This is a genomic window from Arthrobacter sp. B6, assembly GCF_001663775.1.
GTDB lineage: Bacteria > Actinomycetota > Actinomycetes > Actinomycetales > Micrococcaceae > Arthrobacter.
In genome coordinates this window covers 2143834-2167344 of the sequence record NZ_KV467168.1, presented here as the reverse complement: position 1 = coordinate 2167344, position 23511 = coordinate 2143834, and the positions used below count along the sequence as shown (strand labels likewise).

At 66.6% G+C, this 23511-nt stretch carries 19 protein-coding genes; 8 read left to right on the top strand and 11 right to left on the bottom strand.

The genetic code is table 11. From position 1 onward, the window contains the following. Window positions 1-9 precede the first annotated feature (9 nt). Entirely contained in the window at window positions 10-213 is a 204-nt protein-coding gene (locus tag AU175_RS09535; RefSeq protein ID WP_066287927.1) for a hypothetical protein, read from the top strand. A 36-nt stretch (window positions 214-249) separates the two neighbouring features. On the opposite strand, the gene AU175_RS09530 is transcribed toward AU175_RS09535, so the two are convergent. Next, complete coding sequence (locus tag AU175_RS09530) at window positions 250-1311, bottom strand: diacylglycerol/lipid kinase family protein (RefSeq protein ID WP_066287920.1); 1062 nt, start codon at window positions 1309-1311, stop codon at window positions 250-252. A 100-nt stretch (window positions 1312-1411) separates the two neighbouring features. On the opposite strand from AU175_RS09530, the gene serS reads away from it, so the two are divergent. Continuing rightward, window positions 1412-2692: a serine--tRNA ligase gene (gene serS / locus AU175_RS09525; RefSeq protein ID WP_066287917.1), complete on the top strand. Its 1281-nt coding sequence runs from the start codon at window positions 1412-1414 to the stop codon at window positions 2690-2692. A gap of 259 nt (window positions 2693-2951) precedes the next feature. Further along, complete coding sequence (locus AU175_RS09520) at window positions 2952-3812, top strand: HAD family hydrolase (RefSeq protein WP_066287911.1); 861 nt, start codon at window positions 2952-2954, stop codon at window positions 3810-3812. 153 nt (window positions 3813-3965) lie between these two features. Here AU175_RS09520 and AU175_RS09515 read toward each other — a convergent pair whose 3' ends face one another. Genes AU175_RS09515 through AU175_RS09495 form a run of 5 tightly spaced genes read right to left on the bottom strand, consistent with a single transcriptional unit; the run spans window position 3966 to window position 8864 of the window. Further along, a complete protein-coding gene (locus AU175_RS09515) occupies window positions 3966-4655 on the bottom strand; it encodes a hypothetical protein (protein ID WP_231938509.1) in 690 nt (229 codons plus the stop codon). Window positions 4656-4660: 5 nt separating this feature from the next. Next, window positions 4661-5593: a carbohydrate ABC transporter permease gene (locus AU175_RS09510; RefSeq protein ID WP_066287906.1), complete on the bottom strand. Its 933-nt coding sequence runs from the start codon at window positions 5591-5593 to the stop codon at window positions 4661-4663. Beyond that, window positions 5593-6516 carry a carbohydrate ABC transporter permease gene (locus AU175_RS09505; protein ID WP_066287903.1) on the bottom strand — a complete coding sequence of 308 codons (924 nt, stop codon included), beginning with the start codon at window positions 6514-6516 and terminating at the stop codon, window positions 5593-5595. The genes AU175_RS09510 and AU175_RS09505 overlap by 1 nt, the downstream gene beginning before the upstream one ends. Then, on the bottom strand, window positions 6513-7796 hold the full coding sequence (locus AU175_RS09500; RefSeq protein ID WP_066287902.1) for an ABC transporter substrate-binding protein: 1284 nt from the start codon (window positions 7794-7796) through the stop codon (window positions 6513-6515). Before AU175_RS09500 ends, AU175_RS09505 begins: the two co-directional genes overlap by 4 nt. A gap of 54 nt (window positions 7797-7850) precedes the next feature. After that, window positions 7851-8864, bottom strand: a complete 1014-nt coding sequence (locus tag AU175_RS09495; RefSeq protein ID WP_066287899.1) for a hydroxyacid dehydrogenase — start codon at window positions 8862-8864, stop codon at window positions 7851-7853. Window positions 8865-9054: 190 nt separating this feature from the next. On the opposite strand from AU175_RS09495, the gene AU175_RS09490 reads away from it, so the two are divergent. From AU175_RS09490 to AU175_RS09475, 4 genes are read left to right on the top strand one after another with little or no spacing between them, the layout of a single operon-like run. Next, a complete protein-coding gene (locus AU175_RS09490) occupies window positions 9055-11079 on the top strand; it encodes a heparinase II/III family protein (protein ID WP_231938508.1) in 2025 nt (674 codons plus the stop codon). After that, window positions 11076-12227 (top strand): LacI family DNA-binding transcriptional regulator, encoded by a 1152-nt coding sequence (locus AU175_RS09485; protein ID WP_066287897.1) that lies wholly within the window; start codon window positions 11076-11078, stop codon window positions 12225-12227. Before AU175_RS09490 ends, AU175_RS09485 begins: the two co-directional genes overlap by 4 nt. Then, window positions 12224-12952: a ThuA domain-containing protein gene (locus tag AU175_RS09480; RefSeq protein ID WP_231938507.1), complete on the top strand. Its 729-nt coding sequence runs from the start codon at window positions 12224-12226 to the stop codon at window positions 12950-12952. The genes AU175_RS09485 and AU175_RS09480 overlap by 4 nt, the downstream gene beginning before the upstream one ends. 24 nt (window positions 12953-12976) lie before the next feature. After that, on the top strand, window positions 12977-14902 hold the full coding sequence (locus AU175_RS09475; RefSeq protein WP_066287894.1) for a DUF2264 domain-containing protein: 1926 nt from the start codon (window positions 12977-12979) through the stop codon (window positions 14900-14902). 45 nt (window positions 14903-14947) lie between these two features. Here AU175_RS09475 and AU175_RS09470 read toward each other — a convergent pair whose 3' ends face one another. The 5 genes from AU175_RS09470 to AU175_RS09450 form a co-directional block, all read right to left on the bottom strand. Beyond that, window positions 14948-15697, bottom strand: a complete 750-nt coding sequence (locus AU175_RS09470) for a ThuA domain-containing protein (RefSeq protein WP_066287889.1) — start codon at window positions 15695-15697, stop codon at window positions 14948-14950. Further along, window positions 15697-16791: a Gfo/Idh/MocA family protein gene (locus tag AU175_RS09465; RefSeq protein ID WP_066290869.1), complete on the bottom strand. Its 1095-nt coding sequence runs from the start codon at window positions 16789-16791 to the stop codon at window positions 15697-15699. Before AU175_RS09465 ends, AU175_RS09470 begins: the two co-directional genes overlap by 1 nt. Window positions 16792-16973: 182 nt before the next feature. Beyond that, the gene (locus AU175_RS09460; RefSeq protein WP_066287887.1) at window positions 16974-17972 is read right to left on the bottom strand and encodes a LacI family DNA-binding transcriptional regulator; all 999 of its coding nucleotides are present in this window, start codon (window positions 17970-17972) and stop codon (window positions 16974-16976) included. A gap of 132 nt (window positions 17973-18104) precedes the next feature. Further along, window positions 18105-18689, bottom strand: coding sequence for a histidine phosphatase family protein (locus tag AU175_RS09455; protein WP_066287885.1), 585 nt, complete (start codon window positions 18687-18689; stop codon window positions 18105-18107). A gap of 140 nt (window positions 18690-18829) precedes the next feature. Beyond that, on the bottom strand, window positions 18830-22375 hold the full coding sequence (locus AU175_RS09450; protein ID WP_082979077.1) for an Ig-like domain-containing protein: 3546 nt from the start codon (window positions 22373-22375) through the stop codon (window positions 18830-18832). A 217-nt stretch (window positions 22376-22592) separates the two neighbouring features. Here AU175_RS09450 and AU175_RS09445 point away from each other — a divergent pair, with 217 nt between their 5' ends. Then, window positions 22593-23441, top strand: a complete 849-nt coding sequence (locus tag AU175_RS09445) for a helix-turn-helix domain-containing protein (RefSeq protein ID WP_066287878.1) — start codon at window positions 22593-22595, stop codon at window positions 23439-23441. Window positions 23442-23511 lie beyond the last annotated feature (70 nt).

Below are 23511 nucleotides of genomic sequence, written 5' to 3'. Positions count from 1 at the left end.
GAGCGGGTCATGACTACCAGCAACACGGACAATGACGGCCAGGGAATGATTGTCAACCCCAAGCCGACTGCCGACAACCAGGACTGGGACGGCGACGATGCCGACCGCGCTGACCGCCTGCGCTTCGAAGAGGAGCAGGCGATGATCCGTGAACAGTCCGAAGCCCGGGCTGCTAAAGCTGCCGCCGAGGCCGCGAAGAAGGCGACCGCCTAAGGCTCGAACAACCGGCCGCCATCCGGGCGCAGCCCATCAGGCCGCCGGCTGGCCACTGACCCTGATCAGGAGGGACCGCGGCTCCACGCGAACGGTGAGTTTGGTGGCTTCCCCGGAGGTGTCGCCGTCGAGCTGCGTGGGCAGCGGCTCGGGGCACTTAATGACGACCTTCCCGGACCGGTACATGGTCATGATCGGCAGGTTGCCCCTGTGCTTGAACAGGACCTTGCCGTACATGATGATCCAGCCGATGGCGCTTCGCGGGCTCATCACCACCACGTCCAACATGCCGTCGTCGATCATGGCCTGCGGAATGAAATCGATGCCGCCGGGGACCAGCCCGCAGTTGGCAAACAGGACACTGCGGATATTCCGGGCCTGTTCCGGGCCGTCGTCCAGCGTGATGGATACTTTCCGGCGCCGTCCGGGCAGGTGCCGCATGCCTGCCTCGGTGTATGCGAGCCAGCCAACGGCTTTCTTGAGGCCGTCGTTGGTGTCTGCGAGGATTTCGGCGTCCAGGCCGATACCCGCGATCACCAGGAAGGCGTGTTCGGAGGAGTGCCCGGTGCGGGAGTTCTCGATTCCCATCCGCGCCGTGTCGATGTACCGCTGCTGGCCGAAGAGAGCAGTCTGGACGCTTGAGTGAAGGTCGTTGACGTCCAGGTGCACGTTGCGTGCCAGCAGGTTTCCGGTGCCCAGGGGGATGATTCCCATGGCAACATCCGTGCGCGCGAGGGACTCGGCCACGACCCGCACGGTGCCGTCCCCGCCGCCCACCAGGACGACGTCGGCCTTGTAGTCCAGCGCCGCCCGGGCTTGGGTGTAACCCGGGTCCTCCGCCGTCGTCTCGAGGAAAAGGGGATCATCCCAGCCTGCGGCCAGGCACGCCCGCTGGATGGCCGCTTTGGCCTCGGGGGCGCGGGCCTTCACCGGGTTGAGGATCACCGCCACCCGCTGATGGGTGAGGCCGGCCTCGTGCGCATCTTCGGCCACCGCGCTGCGGAAGTGCAGGGCTTTGAGTCTGCGCACGCCCCACCAACTGGAGACGGCGAAGGCAAGTGCCGCGGCACTCAGGAGGTAAAGCAGCCAGTCGCTCATGGTGCCTCAACACTATCCCGGCAGGAGTGCCCATAACCCCGCCCGCGTTTCCAGCCCGCGCCCGCCTCACTGCCGCCGCCTGATTCGATACTCTTGTCTGGTGATCGACGTAAAAGACCTCAGCGAAAACCCGGACAAGTTCCGTGCCAGCCAGCGCGCCCGCGGCGCGGACGAATCAGTGGTGGACGCGATCATCGCCGCAGACTCTGCCCGGCGTGCCGCCCTGATCCGGTACGAAAACCTCCGCGCCGAGCAGAACGTCTTCGGCAAAAAGGTGGCGCAGGCCAAGGGCGACGAGAAGAAGGCCCTGCTGGCAGAGGTCAAGGAGCTCGCCAACTCGGTCAAGGCTGCTTCGGCCGAAGCCGACGCTGCGCAGGCCAAGCAGGACGAGCTGCTGCGCGCCATCCCGAACCTCATTGAGGACGGCGTGCCCGAAGGCGGCGAGGACGACTACGTTGTGGTCAAAACTGTTGGCACTCCCCGTGAGTTCCCTGACTTCGAGCCCCGCGACCACCTTGAAATCGGTGAGCTGATCGGCGCCATCGACATGGAACGCGGTGCGAAGGTGTCCGGCTCCCGCTTCTACTTCCTGCGGGGAGTGGGGGCTCGGCTCGAGATGGCACTGCTGCAGATGGCGATGGACCAGGCCATTGAGGCAGGCTTTGTCCCCATGATTACGCCCACGCTGGTCCGCCCCGAAACCATGCAGGGCACCGGCTTTGACGTAAAGCACGACGCCGAGATCTACCGCCTCGCCGAAGACGACCTTTACCTCGTGGGAACCTCCGAGGTCTCCCTGGCCGGCTACCATGCCGACGAGATCCTCGACCTGACCGCAGGGCCCATCCGGTTCGCGGGCCAGAGCTCCTGCTACCGGCGCGAGGCCGGCTCGCACGGCAAGGACACCCGCGGCATCATCCGGGTCCACCAGTTCAACAAGGTGGAGATGTTCATCTACACCACGGTTGAAGAGGCGGCCGCCGAGCACGAGCGCCTGCTCGCGTGGGAAGAGGAAATGCTGGGCAAGTGCGAGCTGCCCTACCGGGTGATCGATACCGCCGCCGGCGACCTCGGCATGTCAGCGGCCCGCAAGTTCGACTGCGAAGCCTGGGTCCCCACTCAGGGCGCCTACCGCGAGCTGACCTCCACCTCCAACTGCACTACCTTCCAGGCGCGCCGCCTCAACATCCGCGAGCGGGTCCTGAACGAGGACGGCGCACCGAAGGGAACCCGCGCCGTCGCCACGCTGAACGGTACGCTGGCCACCACGCGCTGGATTGTGGCCATCCTGGAGCACCACCAGAACGCTGACGGCTCCGTCAACGTCCCACCGGCGCTGCAGAAGTACGTCGGCGGCCTCAAGGTCCTCCCGGTCCTCTAGCCCTTCGCCCAAGCTGGTTCGCATCCGCCGCGGATCGTCGGGGAGTCTGACGGGAAGACGAAGTACGTGGACGCTGCTGTCCGAGGCAAGATTACGGTGGAGGAAGCCGTCTATCAGGAAAAACTCCGCGAAGACCGGATCCGCGAACAAGGTTAGGAATTGCCGGTCCGGGCAGGCGCCTATGAACATTAACCAATTGTTCACGGGCGCTGTGGTGTGCGTCCTAGCAGGTGTCCGGGCCGTCTGCTCTACTGGATGAATGACAACATTGACTGAAAACACAGTCGCTGGCAACGATGACCAGCGAAACACCAGCCCGGATGCCGCCACCAAGTTCATGGTGGCCCTGGATGTTGACGGCACGCTCGTGGACCACGACGGCCATATGTCCCCCGGAGTCCGCGAAGCCGCCCGCGCGGTGGTTGCCGACGGCCACGACGTCCTGATCGCCACCGGGCGTTCGCTCAACGCCACCCTGCCCGTGATCGAGCAGATCGGCATGGACCGCGGCTACGCCGTGTGCTGCAACGGCGGCGTAACCCTCCGCCTGGACCCAGCCCTTCCCGACGGGTACGAGGTGATCCACAAGGCCACGTTTGACCCAGCCCCGGCTCTTCGCGCTCTTCGGGAAAAGCTCCCCACGGCCAAGTATGCGCTGGAGGACGAGGCCGGGAATTTCCTGTCCACCGAGCGCTTCCAGGATGCCAGCTTCGGGGTGGAGGCTGTCGGCGTCGACTTCCAGACCCTGCTGGAGTCCACCGCTGTCCGCCTGGTGGTGTTCAGCACCGAGAACACGCCCGAAGAGTTCTCCACCACCATCCGGCAGATCGGCCTGGCCGGCGTTACCTACTCCGTTGGCTGGACGGCGTGGCTGGACATCGCCGCCGCGGGCGTCACCAAAGCCAGCGCGCTTGAGAAGCTCCGCGGCAGGCTCGGCGCGCCGCAGCACCTCACCGTCGCTGTGGGGGACGGCCGGAACGACATCGAGATGCTCGGCTGGGCGGGGCGCGGCGTGGCCATGGGCCAGGCTCCGGAGGAAGTCGTCGCCGCCGCGGATGAGGTAACGCATTCGGTATACGACGACGGCGCTGCGCACGTGCTGCGCAGCCTCCTGTCGTAGGACGGCTTTCGCCCGCTTTCCGGGAGTTTTTGTCCAGATAATGCTGCCTCAGCGCCTGCCAAAGGGCATTATCTGGACAAAAACTCCTTCCCCGGGGTGGCGCAGCAGCGGGCTGGGCAGGCCTGGTTGGGGGGGCTTGGCCGGGGAGCGCAGTCAGTCTTCGCGCAGGACGGAGTGGAACGCGAAAGCGGCGTTGCTCCAGACCACAAACAGCAGCGGAGCCGGAGCCAGGGCCACACCCAGGACCGGCTGAAGCAGCGCTGCCGAGGCGATGATGCCGAGCAGGACCAGCATCGCAAGGCTGAGGTACCAGCGCTGGACGCACAGGTACAGTGACGCCCTGGCCAGGCTCCTGAGCCGGGCGCCAGGGAGAAGTACGACGCCGGCAATCACCAGCACTGCCACGCTCACCGTGGCCGCCGCGGCCACCACGATCACGGGGACCAGCACCGCTGCCGCCGGCATGGACTGGACAGCCACGAGGTCCATGCCGAGGAACAGCAGCAGAGCGACGGCCGCAACCCCCAGCGGCGCGGTGCGCCGGAAGCTGCGCACATAGCCGCGGAGGAAGGAGGCAAACGGCTTGACCGCACCGCCGTCGTCGTTCAGTGCCTGGAAGGCGGCGAACAGGCCGCCGAGCGAGGGCGGCACGGTCACCGAAAGCGCCAGGAAGAACGGCCACGAGGCCACGGGATCGGCCACCAGGGCCAGGCAGAGCACCAGCGGGGCGTTGGCCAGGGCCAGCATCACATTCCCGGCGAGGAACGTGTATATGAATCCGAAGATGCTGCCGAAGGTTTCGAACCCCGGCCCCGTCCAGTGACGCGGCTTCTGCCCGGCCACGGAGATCATCCCTTCATGCCGCTCGTCGCGATGCCCTGGATGAAGTAGCGCTGACCGAGCAGGAAGATGATCAGGATGGGTATCACCGAGATGACGGAACCGGTCATGATCATGGCGTATTCGGCGTCGAACTGGCCCACGAATGAACGCAGGCCGAGCTGCACGGTCCACAGCCTGTTGCTGGTGAGGTAGATGAACGGGCCCATGTAGTCGTTCCACGTGTTCACGAACGTCAGCAGTGCCAGGCTGGCGAGGGCCGGCTTGGACAGCGGCAGGATCACCCTGGCCCAGATGCCGTACTCGCTCAGGCCGTCGATGCGGGCGGCTTCGCAGAGCTCGTCCGGGATGGTCATGTAGTACTGGCGCATCAGGAACACGCCGAAGGCACCGAACGCCTGCAGCAGGATCAGGGCGTTGAAGCTGTTGGTCAGGCCCAGGTTCTGCATCATGATGTACTGCGGCACCATGTAGGCCTGCCACGGCACCGCGATGGTGCCGATGTAGGCCAGGAACAGCACGTCCCTGCCCGGGAACCGGACCTTCGAGAAGCCGTAAGCCGCAAGGGAACCGGTGAGGACCTGCAGGCAGGTGATGATCACCGCGAGGTAAAGCGAGTTCTGCAGGTACCCCATCATGGGGATCCGGGTCCAGATGTCCGTGTAGTTGCTCCACACGAACTCGCTCGGGATCCACTGGATGGGAACCGTGAGGACCTGGTTGTTCTCCTTCAGGGAGGAGGAGACCATCCAGATGAACGGCACCATGAGCGCCACGACCAGCACAACCAGCACGGCATAGATCACCACGTCCGTGGTGCGCTTCTTCCGTTCCCGCGGGGAACGGCTGCGCTGGGTACGACGCCGGTCTTCCGGAGCGGGTGCCAGGCTGGACCCGATGAACGGTGCCTCGGCCTTGAGGTCTTCGGCCATGTTGGTCATCAGCGTTCCCTCCGCTGTTGGATCTTGAACTGGAGGACGGTAACCGTCAGCACGATGATGAACAGCACCAGGGAGATGGCCGATGAATAGCCGAACTTCCCTTCGCCGATGCCCTCCTGGTAGATGAGCTGGGACAGCACCGTGGTGGACCGGCCCGGTCCGCCGTTGGTCATCACCACGATCAGGTCAAAGACCTTAAAGCTGGAGACCGTCAGCATCACCACAACAAAGAAGGTGGTGGGCCGCAGGGACGGGATGGTGACATTCCAGAAGCGCTGCCACGGGCTGGCGCCGTCCACCTCCGCGGCTTCGTAGAGTTCGGTGGGGATGGCCTGGAGCCCGGCCAGGTACAGGATCATGTAATAGCCCATGTCCCGCCACACACTGGTGATGATCACGGCGGGCATTGCCCAGTCGGAGCTGGAGGTCCAGCCCGGCGCCTCGGCGATGCCCACGGCGTGCAGGAACTGGTTGATGGGCCCGCTGTCCGGGCTGAAGAGCATGTTCCAGACGACGGCGACGGCCACCAGGGAGGTGATGTAGGGGAAGAAGATGGCAACCCGGAAGAAGCCAATGCCCTTGAGTTTGCGGTTGAGCAGCAGGGCCAGAACCAGTGCCAGCGCCATGGTCAGCGGGACGTGCCCCAGGGCGTAGACAACGGTGTTGCGCAGCGCTATCCAGAAGGTGTCGCTCTGGAACATCCGCTGGAAGTTCTCCAGGCCAACCCAGCGGGGCGCCGTGAACGAGGTCCACTCCATGAAGGACAGGGCGAAGGCGGCGAGGACGGGAATGAGGGTAAAGGCCAGGAAGCCCACGAAGTTCGGAAGGATGAAAGTCCAGCCGATCAGCGTGTTGCGCCGTGCCTGCTTGCGGTTGCCCCGGCTGTGGACAGCCGGGGCCCGCTTGAGTGTCTCTGTTGTCACTGGCCGAGAACTTCGCTCTTGACGCGCTTGCCCATTTCCGTGATGCCGTCGTTTACGGAGCGCTCGCCGACCATGATGAGGTCGTGTTCCTGGTTGAGGATCTTGTCCGTGGCTGCTGACTTATCGCTGACAGGCATTTCCAGCGCGGTCTCATCCGGAGTGAAGGCCTTCTTGGACAGGTCGTCGGCGGGGAGGCCCTCCAGCTTGAAGTAGGCGTCCGTCACGGCATCATTCTGCAGGGCAGGGACGACGCCGATCTTGGAGATGGCTTTGGCGCCCTCTTCGCCGGCTGCCCATTCGATGAACTTCTTCGCTTCCTCGGAGTGGGAGGCGTTCTTGTTGACGGCGAAGGCCGTGGGGGAGCCGAAGGTGGTGACGTCACCGCCGGACTTCTTCTGCGGCATCGGGGCCAGGCCCCAGTTGACGTTGGTCTTGCCGTCCTTCTTCGCCTGGAGGATGCCGGCGATGTACCAGGTACCCATCGGCATCATGGCGGCCTGGCCGGTTTCGAACATGGTGCGGTAGCTGGTCTTCTGGCTCTTGGCCGTTCCGAAGTCCAGGGTGGCGCCGCTCTTCTGCAGGTCCAGGGCGGTGTTGTACTGGTCCTCGAAGAAGCCGTAGTCGCCGCCGATCTGGTCGCCGTCGTTCTGGGCGGCGGCGATGGCCTGGACAATGGAGCGCCAGCTGTGGTGGTACGTGCCGTAGACGGCCTTGCCGTCGGCTCCCTTGGTGGTGAGCTTCTGGGCGAGGGCTGCGTACTCGTCCCAGGTGAGGTCGGCGGGATCCTCCACCCCGGCGGCCTTGAAGAGGTCCTTGTTGTAGTACAGGAGCCAGAAGTCCTGCCGGTACGGGGCAGCGAAGTACTTTCCGTCGACGTCGAACGCGTCCAGGCCGGCGAGGTTGTCCTTGTCCAGCGAGTCCACCACGCTGTTGATCTCCTGGAGCTGGCCGTTGCTGGCGTACCGGGAGTAGTCGATGACGTTCTTCATGGTCAGGACGTCGGTGGTATCGCCGCCTGCCAGCATGGTGGTGACCTTCTGCGGGTAGTCATCGGCCAGGATGTCCACCGGTTCGATGTCCACGTTGGGGTTGGCGGCCTCGTAGCCGTCGAAGAGCGCCTTGAACTCGGGCGTTCCTTCGTAGTTCCAGACGGACACCGTCAGGCGGGTTTTGCCTTCCTGTGCTTGCGGCTCGGCCGGGCCGGCGGCTCCTGCGCAACCGGTCATGCCAAGCCCGGCCGTTACGGCCAGGGCGATTGCGGCGAGGGTCGTGCGCTTCATTGCGTTCTCCTTAGGTGGGTGTTAAGTCTGCCGTATGGTGGCGTGTGTTCTGGGTCAGGCGCTGAGTGAGAGGTCTTCGGGGACCACTTGGGCGAGCAGTTGCTGCCCGGTCAGATACCGTTCAAGGTCATCCAGGGCGGCGTCGGACATCCTGCGGGTTTCCGTTCCGAGGGAGCCGGCGATGTGCGGGGTGATGGTCACGTTGGGGAGGTCATACAGCACGGAGGTTGCGGGCAGCGGCTCGGGCTCGGTGACGTCGAGGAGGGCGTTAATCCGGCCGGTGGCGCACTCGGCCTCCAATGCCGCGGTGTCCACCAGCGATCCGCGGGCCGTGTTGATAAGGGTTGCGTGGTCCTTCATGGCCAGAAGCTCGGCAGCTCCGATCATGTGCCGGGTTTCGGTCAGGGCCGGCGCATGGACGGTGACGATGTCCGACGCCGGGAGGAGTTCCTCGAGCGGAACGAGCCGGCCGCCGGCCGCCGTGACGGCGAGCGGGTCAGCGTGCGGATCGCACACGAGGACGGTGACGTCCTGCAGTTGCTGGGCGAGCTGGACCACCCGGCGTCCGATGCGGGAGAAGCCGATCACGCCGATGACCCGCCCGATGTTGCCGAGTTCGCCGCGCTGCGTGGTGTAGCTCCAGTCCTCCCGGTGTGCCCGGGCATCGTTGGCCAGGACGTGGGCCTTTTTTCCCGCCAGGACAATGGAGGCGAACGTGAACTCCGCGACGGGGATGGCATTCGCGTCGGCGCCGTTGGTGACCAGGATGCCACGTTCCCACAGGTCGTCGGTGGCGAAGCTGCGTACTGTGCCGGCGCAATGGAAAACTGCCCGCAGTTTGGGCATCCGCTCAAGCCGCTCCAAGGTGAGCCGCGGAACTCCCCAGCTGGTGAGCAGGATTTCCACCTCTGCCAGGCGCGCGGGAAGCTCCGGGGTATCCAGCGAATCCGTCCACGGCTGGCCACCCAAGTCAACGAGTCCAGCCAGCCGGCGCAGGCGCGTCGAATCAAATTGGTCTGCAAAGGTTCCGCTATTCATGACCAGCAGCGCCTTGGGCTTGGGTGACATCAGGGATCCTCCTTTCACATTTTCTTGGTGTTGCCCCAAGGGGCCGATCCATGTCTTGCATCACATCTAACAATCAGTAGATACTCATAAACAAGACGGATCAATCAGATCATCCAGGGTCGATCATAAATGATCAGACTCGAACAAAACGCGGAAGAGGTTCCCATTGAACGCAGCGCTGGCCTCAGGCGTGACTGCCCCAGCACCCGGTGCCGGGCCACTGGCCCATGCCTGGGGCAGCCCCGCGCGCTCCGGCCTCGGGGAGTTGCTGGCACACGGCCTTGAAGGCCTCAGCGTCCGGCCGGAAAGCGACGCCATCTGGGCCGCCGTCGACGATGCCGCGTTCCCCGGCCTGGCCGCCCAAGCGCGGAAGGAGCAGGGAACCGCGTGGCCGCAGCCCCTCGTCTCGCACTACGCCCGTTATTTTCGCGATGGCAACCGTACGGCCTACGAGGGCTTGGTGGCTGCACGGCAGGAGCGCCTGACGCGTGCGGCGGTGATGGCCCTGCTGGACGGCAGGGGCGCAGGCAGCGCCCGCCAGGGCATCGCCGCCCAGGGCGGCCCCGCTTCCGGCGCCGAAACGCACGCCTGGATCGACGAGGTGATCGACGGCGTCCTTCTCCTCTGTGAACAGAGCTCCTGGAGCTGGGCAGCGCACGACGACGTCTACAGCCGCAGCGGGGAGGTGGTGCCGGACAGGTCCAGGCCCTACCTGGACCTTGGCGCCGGCGAAGTCGCTGCTCAGCTTGCGTGGATTGACTACGTGCTCGGCAACTCCCTGGACGCCCGGGCACCAGGCCTGCGCCGCAGGATCCGGCAGGAAACAACGGAACGGGTCATCACGCCGTTTCTTGAACGGCTGGACTGGCACTGGCTCGGGCTCGACGGCGACGTCCACAACTGGAACCCCTGGATCCACACCAACCTCATTGCGGCGGCCCTGTTCCTCGTGGACGACCCCCAACTCCAGGCAGCCACGGTTGCCCGCTGCATTGAGGGCCTGGACCGGTTCCTCGCTTCCATTCCCGCGGATGGGGCCATCGATGAAGGCTTCGCCTACTGGTGGAACGGGGCAGGCAGGGCATTGGAAGGTCTGGCGCTGCTGGAGGAAGCCAGCGGCGGGGCGCTCGACGTCGACCTCCCCGTGGTCCGCCACCTCGTCGCCTTTCCGCACCGCATGCACCTGGGTGGCAGCTGGTTCCTCAACGTTGCAGACGGCCCGGCGCGGATGGACGGCGGCCTGCCATGGGACATGCTGCACCGCTGGGCAGTGCGCCTGGGGGACCGCGACGCCGCACGGCACGCCGCCGCATTTCTGCCGGACGGGCCGGAGGCGGCGGCGGGACTGGGCCGGGTTCTTCACACTCTCTCGGGCGGAGCTGAAGAAGCAGGAGGCCGTGCGCCGCTGGTGCCGTTCACCTACCTCGCGTCGGTGCAGATTATGGTCACCCGGGAAACCGCCGGCAGCACCCGGGGCCTGCTGCTCGCCGCAAAAGGCGGGCACAACGGGGAACACCACAACCACCGCGACGTCGGCTCCGTAGTGGTTGCTGTTGACGGCGTTCCGCTGCTGGTGGACGCAGGCCAGCCCACCTACACGGCCAAGACCTTCGGCCCGGACCGCTACGAAATCCGTGCCATGCAGAGTGCCTGGCACAGCGTCCCGGCACCGTTCGGGCTTGAACAGGGCACGGGCAAGGCATTCGCGGCGGATGTGCTGCATCCACCCACGCCTGAAGAACCAATGCTCCGGCTGGCACTCGGAGCGGCCTACGGCCTGCGCCCGGAGCAGTGGATCCGGACGTCCTCGCTGGACAGGGCAGCACGGCAGGTGGCCGTCACCGACCGGTGGGACCTGCCGGATCTGAGCGACCTGCGGGTTCCTCCGGGAACCGCAATTTCGCCGGAAAGCAGAACGCCCGACGTCGGCATCACCTACCTCGCGGCAGGCACCGTCAGCGTCGGCCCGGATGGTTCCGCGACCATCCTGCCCGCGGGCATACCGTCAGCCGACAAACAGCTGGGTGGGCACGGCAGGGGAGCGGTGCTGCGCTGGGAGCCGGCCGCCGCCGTCGTCCTGGTGGATGAGTGGCCGCTGGATGACCCCCTGCTCTCGGACGTGTGGGGCGCGCGGCTGACCCGCCTGCGCTTCCGGCTGCCCGAAGAATTCCGCGCCGCCGGCGCATTCACCCTCACAGTGGAGGCAACATCATGAGCCCCGAACAACCAGCCGAGGGCACAGGGAAATCCTTGTTCTCGCTCCAGCGCCGCGAGCGCCTGATGGAGGAATTACGGGCCCACGGAGCCATCACGGTCCGGGGCATCGCCGCGAAACTGGGCGTCAGCGAGCTGACCATCCGGCGGGACGTGAACCTCCTCGCCGACGAGGGCCTGGTGTCGCGGGTCCACGGCGGCGCCACGCTGCCCAGCCCGCTGGACCGGTCGGGTGCGGCGGGCCGGCCGCCGCAGCACAGCTACTCCATCGGCATGGTGGTTCCCTCGCTGGACTACTACTGGCCCCAGGTCATCAGCGGCGCCAGGGCCGAGGCCGAGGAACAGAACCTCCGGATCCTGGTCCGCGGCTCGGCCTATGACGCCGCCGACAACCGCCGGCAGGTCCAGGCCCTCCTCGACACCCAGAACATCGACGGGCTGATCGTCGCACCGGACATGACCGGCGAACGCGGGCAGGAGCTGCTCCGCTGGCTCAACGCCCTGCCCATTCCCGTGGTGCTGGCCGAGCGGCGCTCGCCGGTGGAAAACCCGGCCCACCGCCTCGAATGGGTGGCCACCGACCACGCATTCGGCGCCGGCATGGCCGTCCGGCACCTGTGGCAGGAAGGCCACCGGAAGATCGGCTGCCTGGCCGATTCGTCGAGCCCCACCACCCCCCACGTGGTCCGCGGGTGGCGGCAGGCCATGGCAGCCCTGAAGATCCCGGTGGAGGGTTCCGTCCATGAGGACTCGGCCAAGCTGGACAACGGCGACCGGGCCGCGCATTTTGACCACGTCCTGGAGCTCTGCAAAAAAACGGGAACCACGGCCCTGCTGGTCCACTCGGACACCCAGGCGGTGGCGTTTGTGCAGCACTGCGTGGACAAAGGCGTGCAGGTGCCTGGCGACATGGCGATCGTGGGCTACGACGATGAAGTGGCCTACCTTGCAGAGCCCGCCATTTCCGCCGTGCGGCCGCCCAAGCAGTATGTGGGGAAGGTGGCCGTCCAGTTGATGGCTGCCCGCCTCGCCGAGGGACGGATGCGGCCGGTGCACCGGGTCGAGCTGAACCCGGAATTGATCCTGCGCGAATCATCGATCGGTGCGCCGCGGGTTCCCGCGACGGGTGTGCTCCAGGAATCCCTGTGACGGCGGCAGGGTTGACGGCTCCAAGGGCACTGCTTCTGAGCGGCGTCGGGCGGTATGCGGACCCCTGGCACCCGTTCGCCGAGACATCCGCGGCGTTGGAGGGCCTCCTCCTGGAGGCGGGGTTCGGCGTCGACATGGCGGACGACGTCGATGCCGCCCTGGCGCGTCTGGCACCTGGCGGACCGGCCGGCGGGGCAGCACCCGGCGGTACGGCCGGCGGCGGCCTGCCGGACCTCTTGGTGGTGAACGTGGGACTGCCGCGCGATGACCGGCCCTCTCCCGGGACATCCGAGGCCTCCGCAGGGCTGCGGCGCTGGCTGGCTGACGGCCTGCCGCTGCTGGTAAGCCACGTCAGCTCCACCAGCTTCCTCGATTCCCGTGAGTGGGCGGAAGCGCTGGGCGGCCGCTGGATCCGCGGGACCTCCATGCATCCCGAGTACGGACCTGCGGCGATCCACGTCCTTCCTGAGTCCGGGGCCCTGGTTGAGGGCATCGCCGACTTTGAACTGATGGACGAGCGCTACAGCCACCTGCAGACAGCACCGGCCATCACCGTCCATGCGGCCCACACCCATGAGGGCCTGGAGCATCCGGTGATGTGGTCCCTGGACCGGCGGCCGGGACGCACGTTCTATGACGCCCTGGGTCACGACTCCGCCTCCTACCAATCTCCCGAACACCGCGAAATCCTGTTGCGGGCCATCACCTGGCTCACCGCCGGCTAGCCTCCCTGACCTCCAAGGAAACCCATGCCATCCACAGCGACTCCCCTTGCGTTGACCCTGCCCGCCCTGGACCGAAAGCTCTCGCCGTACACCGGCCTGACCCGCGGGCACTGGTGCGCCTACGCCGACCACCTCCTGCGATCAGCCCACCGTTACGGCACCGCGGATCACGCCAACATCCACCTTCCCGGTGCCAACAGTGCCTACGGCCCACGCAGCGACTCCCTCGAGGCATTCGCCAGGACGTTCCTGCTCGCCTCTTTCCGGATCGCCGGTGACCCCGAAGGCACGGGCTGGATCGCGGAATGGTACGCGAAAGGCCTCGACGCCGGTACTGATCCGGGCAACCCGGACCGCTGGCCCACTCCCGGCGAGCTGGGCCAAGCGAAGGTGGAAGCGGCGTCCCTCGCCGTGGGGCTGGCGCTGACCCGCGGCGTGCTGTGGGACAACCTGCCCCAGCGGGTCCAGGAGCAGCTGGTTGCCTGGTTCGAAACGGTGATCGGCGGGGAGTATCCGCCCATCAACTGGGTCTGGTTCCAGATTGTGGTGGAGAGCTTCCTGGCCAGCGTCGGCGGGCGCTACTCGGACGAGGACATCGACGCCGGATTGGCCATCCACGACTCGCTCTACCGCGGGCGCGGCTGGTTCGCCGACGGTCCGGAACGTGCCTACGACCACTACGTGGGCTGGGCCTTCCAGGTCTACCCGCAGCTCTGGGCGCTGATGGCGCCTGAGGATCCCCGGGTCCAGGCCCGCAAGGCCGTCGACGGCGAACGGCTCGCCGACTTCCTGGACGACGCCGCCCACCTCGTCGGCGGCAACGGGGCTCCGCTGATCCAGGGAAGAAGCCTCATCTACCGCTTCGCCGCGGCGGCGCCGTTCTGGGTGGGTGAGCTCTCCGGCCACACCAGGCTGGCTCCCGGAATGAGCCGGCGCGCCGCGTCCGGCATGCTGGACTATTTCACCCGGCACGGATCGGTGACCGATGACGGGCTGCTCTCGATCGGCTGGCATGGCGAGTTCGCCGGCATGAAGCAGTCGTACTCCGGCGCAGGCTCACCGTACTGGGCTGCCAAGGGGTTCCTGGGGCTGGCGCTGCCGGCGGACCATGGGGTGTGGACCGCCGTCGAAGAGCCCTTGCCGGTGGAAGCCGGCGACACCCGGCGGCTCATCGCCGCGCCCGGCTGGCAGGTGGAGGGAACAGCGGCCGACGGCGTTGTCCGGATCCGGAACCACGGGACGGACCACGCCAACGCCGGAGTTGCTGTGGCCGATTCCCCGCTCTACGCCCGGCTCGGCTACTCCACCCACACCTTCCCGGACCTTGAGCCGGAATCCCTGGACAACGGCGTCGTGATGGTCGACGCCGGGGGCCGGCTGACCCACCGCACGGGTTTTGAGTTCCTCGGCCAGAAGGACCTCGGCGGCGTGCAGGCGGGAGCCTCCCGGGCCACCGTGAACTGGATCGAGGTTGATCCCGACGGCGGCCCGGACCACGGCAGCGGGGCTACGGGCACCGCGACGCCAGGCCCGGAAGTCACTGTGGTGTCGCTGACGCGCGGCGCGGTGGAGCTGCGGCTGGTCCGGGTCCGGGGCACATCCCCTGGCGCGCCCGCGAGGCTGCGGATCGGCGGCTGGCCGGTGGATGCGGAGTCCGCGGTGGCGAGCGAAATCCGGCCGCTTTCCGGCTGGGGCGTACCCCTGGACGACGCCGGAACCTGGCGCCGCGAAGCCCCGCACCCGATGGGGGAGCGGCTCACGGTTCCCTGGATCGGCACGCCCGGCGCGGCCGACGACGGCGACTATGCCGCCGTCGTCGTCCTCGCGGGGGAGGGAAGCGCGGACGCTGCCGACGCCGTCCGGTTTGTCCCGGCCGGCGGCGGATGCTTCGAGTTCGCCGACGGAACCGCAGTCGACCTCGCCGCCGCCCTGGAGTTTTTGTCCAGATAATGCGCCCAAAACGCCTTCAAACGGGCATTATCTGGACAAAAACTCCTAGGCCTCCTCGAACCAGCCCCGGGCTGGGTTGCTCACGTCCGGGACCGCACGGTGGAGAGCGGGCTGGGCGGCCCAGCGCACGCCGTTCGCGAGGACCCGCTGGATCTGCGGGTGGTGGTACACCGGGTATTCCTGGTCGCCAGGACTGAAGTAGAAGATCCGTCCTTTGCCCCGGGTGAAAGTGACGCCGGAACGGAACACCTCGCCGCCCGCGAACGAGCTGATGAAGATCAGGTCGTCCGGGTCCGGGATGTCGAACAGCTCGCCGTACATCTCCTGCTCGGGGATGACGATGGGGCTGTCCACACCTTCGGCGATGGGGTGCGACGGCTTCACGGTCCACACCAGCTCGCGTTCGCCGTCGTTCCGCCACGCCAGGGAGCAGCTCGTGCCTAGCAGCCGGGTGAAGACCTTGGCGAAGTGCCCCGAATGGAGCACGATGAGCCCCATCCCGCCAAGGACGTGCCGGTGGACGCGTTCGACGACGGCCTCGCTCACCTCAGCGTGGGCCATGTGGCCCCACCAGAGCAGGACGTCTGTGTCGGCGAGGATCTCCTCGTCAAGGCCGTGTTCATCGTCGGTGGCCAGAACCGCCGTGGTGATTTCGGCGTCCGGGTAGTAGGAGCGCAGTCCTGCCGCGATGGCACCATGGATGCCGTCAGGGTAGATCTCCCCGATGTGGGACGGCTCGTTGAGGGCCTCGTGGACGCCCTCGTTCCAGACCAGGATTCTGAGCTTGTCGTTCATTAGAGACGGACCTCCCTCTGTTCGCGTGCCGACAGATAGCACGCATCAATGATTTGTGCGCGGTACAGCGCCAAGGATCCATCATGCTCACCCCAGACCTGCTCACCGCCCCGCACGGCTGTTACGAAGTCTTCGATCACTGCGTCGTGGGCGCGGCCCGGCACCACCGGCGGCACGTAATCGGCGCCTTCGCCGTCCTTTTCCGTGAAAACCCTGAGCTGGCCAACGGGCGGAAAAGGTGCGCCCTGCACCCTGAGCTCGGCCCCGCCGTCGGTCCCGTAGACCGTGAAGTCAAGCAGGTCGTCCGTCTCCCGGTACGTCGCCCAACTCGCCTCGATCAGCAGCGTTCCGCCGCCCTCAAGCCGGAGGAACGCGGACGCGAAGTCCTCCACCTCGAACGCGTGCTTCGAGGCCAAGGCAGAGTACTGGCTTCCGCCGCCCCGCCCCTGCGGGCCCAGCTCTGAATGTGTGGCGGCTGACACGGCCACCACTTTCGGTTCGCCGAGAAGGTGCAGGGCGTAGTCGAGTGCGTGGACGCCGATGTCCGCGAGCGGTCCGCCGCCTGCGAGCTCGGGATTGGTGAACCAGCTCCCGAGGGTGGGGATGCCCGAGCGGCGCAGCCACGATGCCTTGGCGTGATACGCCCGGCCCAGGCTGCCTCCGTCGATAACTTTCTTGAGTGCCTGGATGTCGCCGCGGCGGCGGTGGTTGAAGGCGACGTCCAGGACACGCCCCGCCTTGCGGGCCGCGTCAACCATGGCCTGGCCTTCGGTGGCGTTGCGCGCGATCGGCTTTTCACTCAGCACGTGCAGGCCCCGCTCCAGGGCGGCAACGGCGATGGGTGCGTGCAGGAAGGTGGGCACAGCCACGCTGATCGCATCCAGGCCGCCATGCTCCAGCATCTCTTCCCAGTCGGCAAAGCCGTTGGGAATGGAGTATTCGGCCTGCAGCGAGTCGCGGAGATCCCGCTCCATGCCTGCCAGCGACACGATCCTGACGCCCGGCAGTGAATCATAGGCCTTGAGGTGCTGCTGTCCGGCCCAGCCGATGCCGACGACGCCCACCCTCAGTTCTTCTATTGCCTCGCCTTCCAGCGGAACGGCGTGCTGTCCTGACGGCTGCTCGTTGTTCACAGATGTTTCCCTTTTCCTTGGGTTTTTCGTGACGGTTTGGATGCGTTTGGAATCGATTCCAAACGGCGATACGCTGCTGCCAAACATGTTGGAATCGATTCCAAAAAGTCTGGCACCGACACCTCAGGCTGTCAACCCTCGTACTAATTCCTTGTAGAGTCGCGAACCACGAGTTCGTGGGGGAGGAACGTGCGGCCGCGGCGGTGCACCCCAGGCACCGTCATCCGTGCGAAGAGGGCATCGAAGGCCAGCCGGCCCATGTCATACGCCGGCTGCCGGATCGTGGTCAGTTCGGGGACGCACATCTCCGCCTGTACCGAGTCGTCAAAACCTGCCACGGCGATGTCGTCCGGAACCCGCAGACCGGCGTCCGTGATTTCACGGACGCAGCCCGCGGCGACTGTGTCGCTGCCGCAGAACACGGCGTCCGGAAGGCGCTTTGCCTTCAGCAGTTCCCTGGTGAGGCTGCGCCCGGTGTGGAAGTCGAAGTCTCCTTCTGCGAACAGCATCTGGTCCGGCGACAGTTCCGCTTCGGCAACTGCCAGGCGAAAGCCTTCCTCGCGCAGCCGGCCGGAGCGGGCTGCCCGGTTGCCGATCATCGCCAGCCGGCGCCCTCCCGTCTCTATGAGGTGCCGCGTAATGTCGAAGGCGGCCTTACGGTCGTCGATGGATACGCCGAATGCTGCCTCGGCATCGCCGATCTCGCAGACCTGGACAACGCTGAGCAGCTCGGCCATTTCCTCGACATCGTCATCGGACATCGTTGGCGAAAACATGATCAGCCCGTCCACTGACCCGTTGCGCAGCATGTCAACCAGCTGCTGTTCGCGTTCGAGCTCCCCGGACGTCGGTGCGATGAGGCTGACATAGCCCGACAAGGCCGCGGCGTCGCCGACGCCCCGGAAGGCTTCGCTGATGACGGGCGAGTTCAGGTTCTTGGCGAGGGCCAGGATGCGCATGGTCCGGTCGCGGCGCAGGTCGCGGGCGGAGGCGAGGGGCCGGTAGTTGAGCTGGCGGATGGCCGCCGTGACCTTTTCCTTGCTCGACTCGCTGACGGCCGGACTCTTGTTCAGGACGCGTGACACCGTCCCCACTGACACTCCCGCTGTTTTAGCGACGTCCTGGACTGTCGCTCGCGCCATTCCGTTGTCCTTCCGCGACCAGCGTTGGTGGTCCTGGCCGTCATGCCTCTGCCGTGCCGTGCTGCGGCCGGTTTTCCTCAGCTTAGCCGCACGCCGACCCGCCGGTGCTGGCGGCCTGATGGCCCGCGGCTGTCAGGCGTGGGCGGTCTCCATGGTCGGCTCGCCGTTGAAGTACTCAAGCTGCCAGCCGTCAACGGTGTGGTGGTGGGCCAGGTTGAGCACCGCGTTGTCGACGCTCTGTAACGTGCGGCCGATGGCACGGCTGAGGCTCACGCGCAGGAGCGAGCCGTGGGCGACCACCAGGACGCGGCCGCCGCGGAACTCCTCGGCCAGTGCTTCCAGCGCGGACAGTCCACGGCTCGCTGCCTCATCCTCGCTTTCGGCGCCACGAAAGCCGCCCTCGATGCGCAGGGCGTCCAGTTCGGGGCCGTCCTGCAGGCCCTCGGCGGGCCCGAAGCTGCGCTCGCTGAGTTCGGACAGCCGCCGGGCCACGGTGAGCCCCAGTCCGGCGGCGATCAGGTCCGCGGTTTCCGCGGCACGGCTCAGCGGCGACGACACGATCGCGTCCCATTCGTAACCGGACACGACGGCGACGGCGTCACGCGCCTGGCCGCGGCCGACGTCGTTCAGTGGAATGTCAGTGGATCCCTGCAGCCTGCGCTGCGCATTCCAGTCGGTCTGGCCATGGCGGATGAGGGCGAAGGTCGTGAGGGTCATGCCCTTCATTGTCCCCGACAGTGGCCAGCCTCGGGAAACCGCGGGAGCCTGCACAGAAGGCACGGCCGCCGCAGCATCCGTTCATACCGGTGCTGCAACGGCCGTGCCTGTGGTTCCCGCTGACGGTACCGGCTGGACTGTTACCTTGAAGCGAAGTAGCTTACGCATGCCCCTTCATTGCGGAAGCCGGGCTCGATGTTGGTGCCCCAGCCTTCGTCTGAACACGCGGCCTTTCCGGTCGCGAACGCCACTGTGTAGTCCTTCGTGGTGCCATCGGGCGCGGTCACGGTGACCACCGCGGCCGGGGTGCCGGCTGTTGCCTGGACGATGGATACGTTGGCATTTGTGTCCAAGGGGTATGCCGCCACGGTTGGAAACGCCGTCGACGTCGTCAGCACCTTGTAGCCGGTGCCGTTGGACGGGAAGCCGGCCACTGATTTCTGGTCCACGAGCAGGCGGCCGAGGTCGGCAAGGCCAGCCTCGCCCAGCCGCGAACCGGCGATCGCCACCTCCGCCACCTTGGTGTATGAGCCCGGAGTTGCCAGCACCACCCGGATGCCGCGCGTGGTGACCGGGCTGAAGGACACCTTGGCCGGCGAAGCAGTAGTCAGGCCGGTGACGGTTCCGGCCGTCGTGTCTTTCCAGGTCCCGGTTGCATCCTGGTACTGGACCGTCAGGTTCTGCGCTGCTTTCTCAGCCAGGGTCACAGTCACCGAATCCACCGTGTAGTCCCGGCTGAAGGCGTAGCCCAGGGTGTCCCCGCCGCGGCCGCCGCTCACCCAGTTGGACCAGCGGGTTGAGGCGTTGCCGTCGCACGTGTTTTTCGCAATGTAGGACCCTTCCGTGTAGCTCGCCGTGACAGCGGTGGCGGTGTCGTCCTTGCAGATGTGGCTGCTGGGGACACGGTCCACCACAAGGACGGTCAGCCGGGCGTCGAGCGGCTTGTCGCCGTCAACGCCGGTGGCTGCTTTGCCCTGCACGGTGGCGGTTCCGGGGGCCTGCAGCACGGCCTGGTCAAGGGTGCTCCAGTCCCAGGTGACAGCCAGGCTGTTCCTCGCAGTGCCGGCGCCGATCTGCCCCGGTACGGTAGCCGGTGCCGCGGCCTGGACCTCGGCGAGTGTTGCGCCGGTGCCCACGGTGGCGGACACGGGATCCGTGGCCGTGTACTTTCCGACGGTTACGGTGGCCTTGGCGTTGTTGAAGGCCTGTCCGTACACGTCGGTGCCGGAACCGGTGACGGTCACCTCGCCGCGCTTCTTCCAGACGGCCGGGTCAACCGCGTCCCACTGGACCGGCACGGGCCGGCCTTCACCGTTTTCGTAGAGCGGGGTGACGGTGGCGGGAAGGGGAGGCGCGACGCCGATGGGCGTGCTCAGTTCCACGGGCTTGGTACCGAGCAGCACCAGGTCCGCAAGGTCAGTGAATCCCCAGGACTGGTGGGTGCTGCCGGTGGCTGTGGCGGTGGTGCCGGTGGAGGAGGCGAGGGCAACGGCCGTTCCTGCCGCAGCCTGGTTCCCGGAAACCTGCAGGGCGAGGGCGGCCGCGGCGTTGAGCAGGGACCACTGCCTGCCGTTCTCGGTGGTGACGATCCATTGAGCGGACGGTCTGGCCTTTGCTTGCTCCAGGCCCATGGCGGCCAGGGATGCGGCTCCGGACTGGCTCGCGTTCAGCACTCCGCCGCTGCCGGTCAGGACGCGTCCGTCCTTGTTGGTGAGCACCCAGCGGCGGTCATTGGCGAACTCGTCGTCGCTGTTCACGGCGTGGAAGGTCCACAGCTGGGGGGTGACCTCCGCCGCCGTCGTTCCCGGCTCCTGGATTGAGGCTGCCCCGTCAGGCCGCGCCGTGAGGTACTTGCCGCTGGCATCGCCGGTGAGGTGGTAGCTGTGGCCGTCCTGAACCGGTGCGGCGTCTTCCGCGACCCCACTGACGCCGTCGACGACGAACGTCACCACGGAGGCGGCGGGAACCTCCAGCGTCGCGGACTTCGCCGATGCGTCGACGGCGGCCGGGGCACCCTTGACGAGCGCGTTGCGTTCGATGTCATCCAGCGGCGACTTGGTGGTCACCACAGGTGTAACTGTGGCGCCCGGCGCGATGGCCCCGAAGCGGCTGAGGTCCAGGGTGACCGTTTCCGCCGTCGGGGTGTCGTTGAAGTGCACCAGGGTGGCGCCGTTGCCGTCCGCACGGATGGCGCTGGCGGTCTTGGCGTTGTCGTTCTGGATGAGGAAATCCCCGGGCCGGATGTAGTGCGTGAAGTTCCGCGTGGTGTTGTACTTCTGGTTGGTCAGGACCTTGCACTTGGCCTGGTCCTGGCCGGCGCCGTCGTTGAGCCTGCGGTTGGAGAAGCCCTCGCGGCCCTCGTAGTTGCAGTCGAAGTCGATGTAGATGGAGCCCCAGCCCTTGTCGGCTTTCTCCTGCTTGTAGGTGTCCTCCACAGGCTGCCAGAAGACCCAGGCGTCAGGTTCGAGTTCGCGGAGGTCGTTCACCATGCGGCCGGCGATACCGAGGCCGTTGGTGATGTTGGAGCGGTCCCAGCCGCTGGTGGAGTCGCCGAGTGCGGGGTTTCCGGTCCAGAAGCCGCCCACCTCGCTCATCCAGAGCGGCTTGTCCGTGGAGTTCGCCAGGTCGCGGACCCGGCGGCGGTCGTTGGTGCCGTACGTGTGGACGTTGAGCTGGGCCACGGCGTCCTTGGCTTCCTGGCTGTAGCTGTTCCAGTTGGTCATGAACCTGGCGGGATCGGTCTCGTCCATCGCGGAGATGACGGCGTCCGTTGTGGTGCTGCCCTTGGCAAGTTCGGCGGCAAGGAGCTTGGTGACGCGGTCCTGGGCGGCCGGGTAGATCAGCGCACCCTCCTGCTTCTGCGTGTAGCTGGTGGGCGGCTTCCCGGTTGCCGGGTCGATCGCAGTGCCCCAGTAGCCGGAGTTGGGCTCGTTGAAGGGGTCGATCGTGTCCACCGTGATGCCGCTGCCTGCCTCGAGGAGTTCGACGGCGTGCTTCATGTATGCGGCGAATTTGGCTTCCGCCTGGGGCAGCAGGTTCTCGCCCTTGTTGGAGTTGACCTGGCCGGACACGTACCCGCTCTTGGTCATGAACCAGGGCGGGGAGTTGCTGAAGGCCTCCCAGTGGGTGATCTGCCGGTCGGCGGCCAGCCGTTCCACCCACCAGCGCTGGTTCTGATCGGCGTCGGGGTTGTAGGAGGCGGGATCGTCCGGGTTCCACTGGTTCAGGAAGGCCAGTTTGTTGGCCTGGGACGGATCAACCGAACCGTCGGGGTTGTAGAGGTGCGATGCGACGGTTCCCGTTGCGGGGTCGGTGACCGGTTTCCACCAGCCTTCCACCGCGCTGCCGTCGTGGAGGTAATCGGCCACGTCCGACGCGTTTCCGCCGCCCACGTTGTACCGCGCGATGTTAAGGTTCAGTCCGTCCTCGCCGAACACCTTTTGGTACAGCTCTTCGCGCAGCTCGGGGGAGTATCCCGCCGTCGCGTTGGCGAACCAGACCAGGCTGGTGCCCCACCCTTCGAACGCCTCCCCGCGGCTGGCAGGGTTCGGGGTGATCGTCACCGGGGTTGCTGCATCTGCTGCCGCAGGGAGTGCGGCCGGCAGCAGCGCCAACCCTGCCACGGCCGTAACGGCTGCTGCCAGCGCGGCCACCGGCCTTCGGATTCTTTGCGCGGAAAACGTCATTGTTGTACCTCGTGGTCTCAGGGTGCGGTGCTGATCCGGCGGGTGTTCGCTGGTCCGGTTTGCGGATCCGGAGAAGCCGGTCCAGCGAGACTATGTTCGAGGTGTTGCCGCTTCAAGGGATCCGAACACGTTCGTTCGTGCTCGGTCAGAGGCGTTCAGCGGCCAGCCTGCCTGGCGCTGCACCGTCCGGCACGCCGGGGGACCGTAGACTGCACGTGTGCTCTACGAGGAGTGTCCCGCCCCCGCCCGGCTGCGGCCGTATGTCAGCCATTTGTGGTTCGTGCGCGGCGCCCCTGCAGCCAAGTACGAGAAGATCCTTCCCGGCCCGTTGGCCCACCTGGTCCTCAATCTTTCGTCGCCGTACCGCCTCATCGATCCGTTTGCGGTGACCCCGGAGACCGCGGCCACGGAAGTCGCGGCGGGCTTCTACTCGGGCATCCAGCGCAGCTACCTGATCAGCGAGAACCCGCCGCAGCTGTTCAACATCGGTGCCGCGCTGCAGCCCTACGGCATCGCGGCACTCACTGGAGTGCCGCCGTCGGAACTTCAGGGAAAAGTGACGGACACCGACGGTTTCCTGCCCGGCTTCACTGCCCTCCGCACCCAACTCGTGGACGCTGGTCCGGCCGCCGCATTCGATGTCCTGGAAAGCTTCCTCGCTTCCAGCCTCATTGGCGGGGCGGACCAACGGATCCTTGAGGCTGCAGGCCTGCTGGCTGAGGAAGACATCCCCGTGGCTGAGCTCGCCCGCCAGCTCGGCCTCAGCCCGTCGACCCTCCAGCGGATCATGCTCCGCGGCTGCGGAATCGCGCCCAAAAGCTACGCCGATGTGTGCCGTTTCTACCGCTTCGCCAATGCAGCCGCCAGGCTGCCCGCGGACGGCGCAAGCGGACGGGAGTTGCTGGCACTCGCCGACTACTACGACCAGCCCCATCTGATCCGGAGCTTCAGGCGCTTCAGCGGCTTCACGCCGTCGGAATATTTGCGCCTCATCCGGGAACACGGACCGGAATTCGCCACCTTTGTCCCGCTGGACAGTGTGGGAAGCCCGACGGCGGCACGCTGAGTAAGTGCTGATCCCGCCGCAGCGCGGTGCGGCTTTTGTACAAGACCCCGCAGTCGGCCCGGCGTAGGCT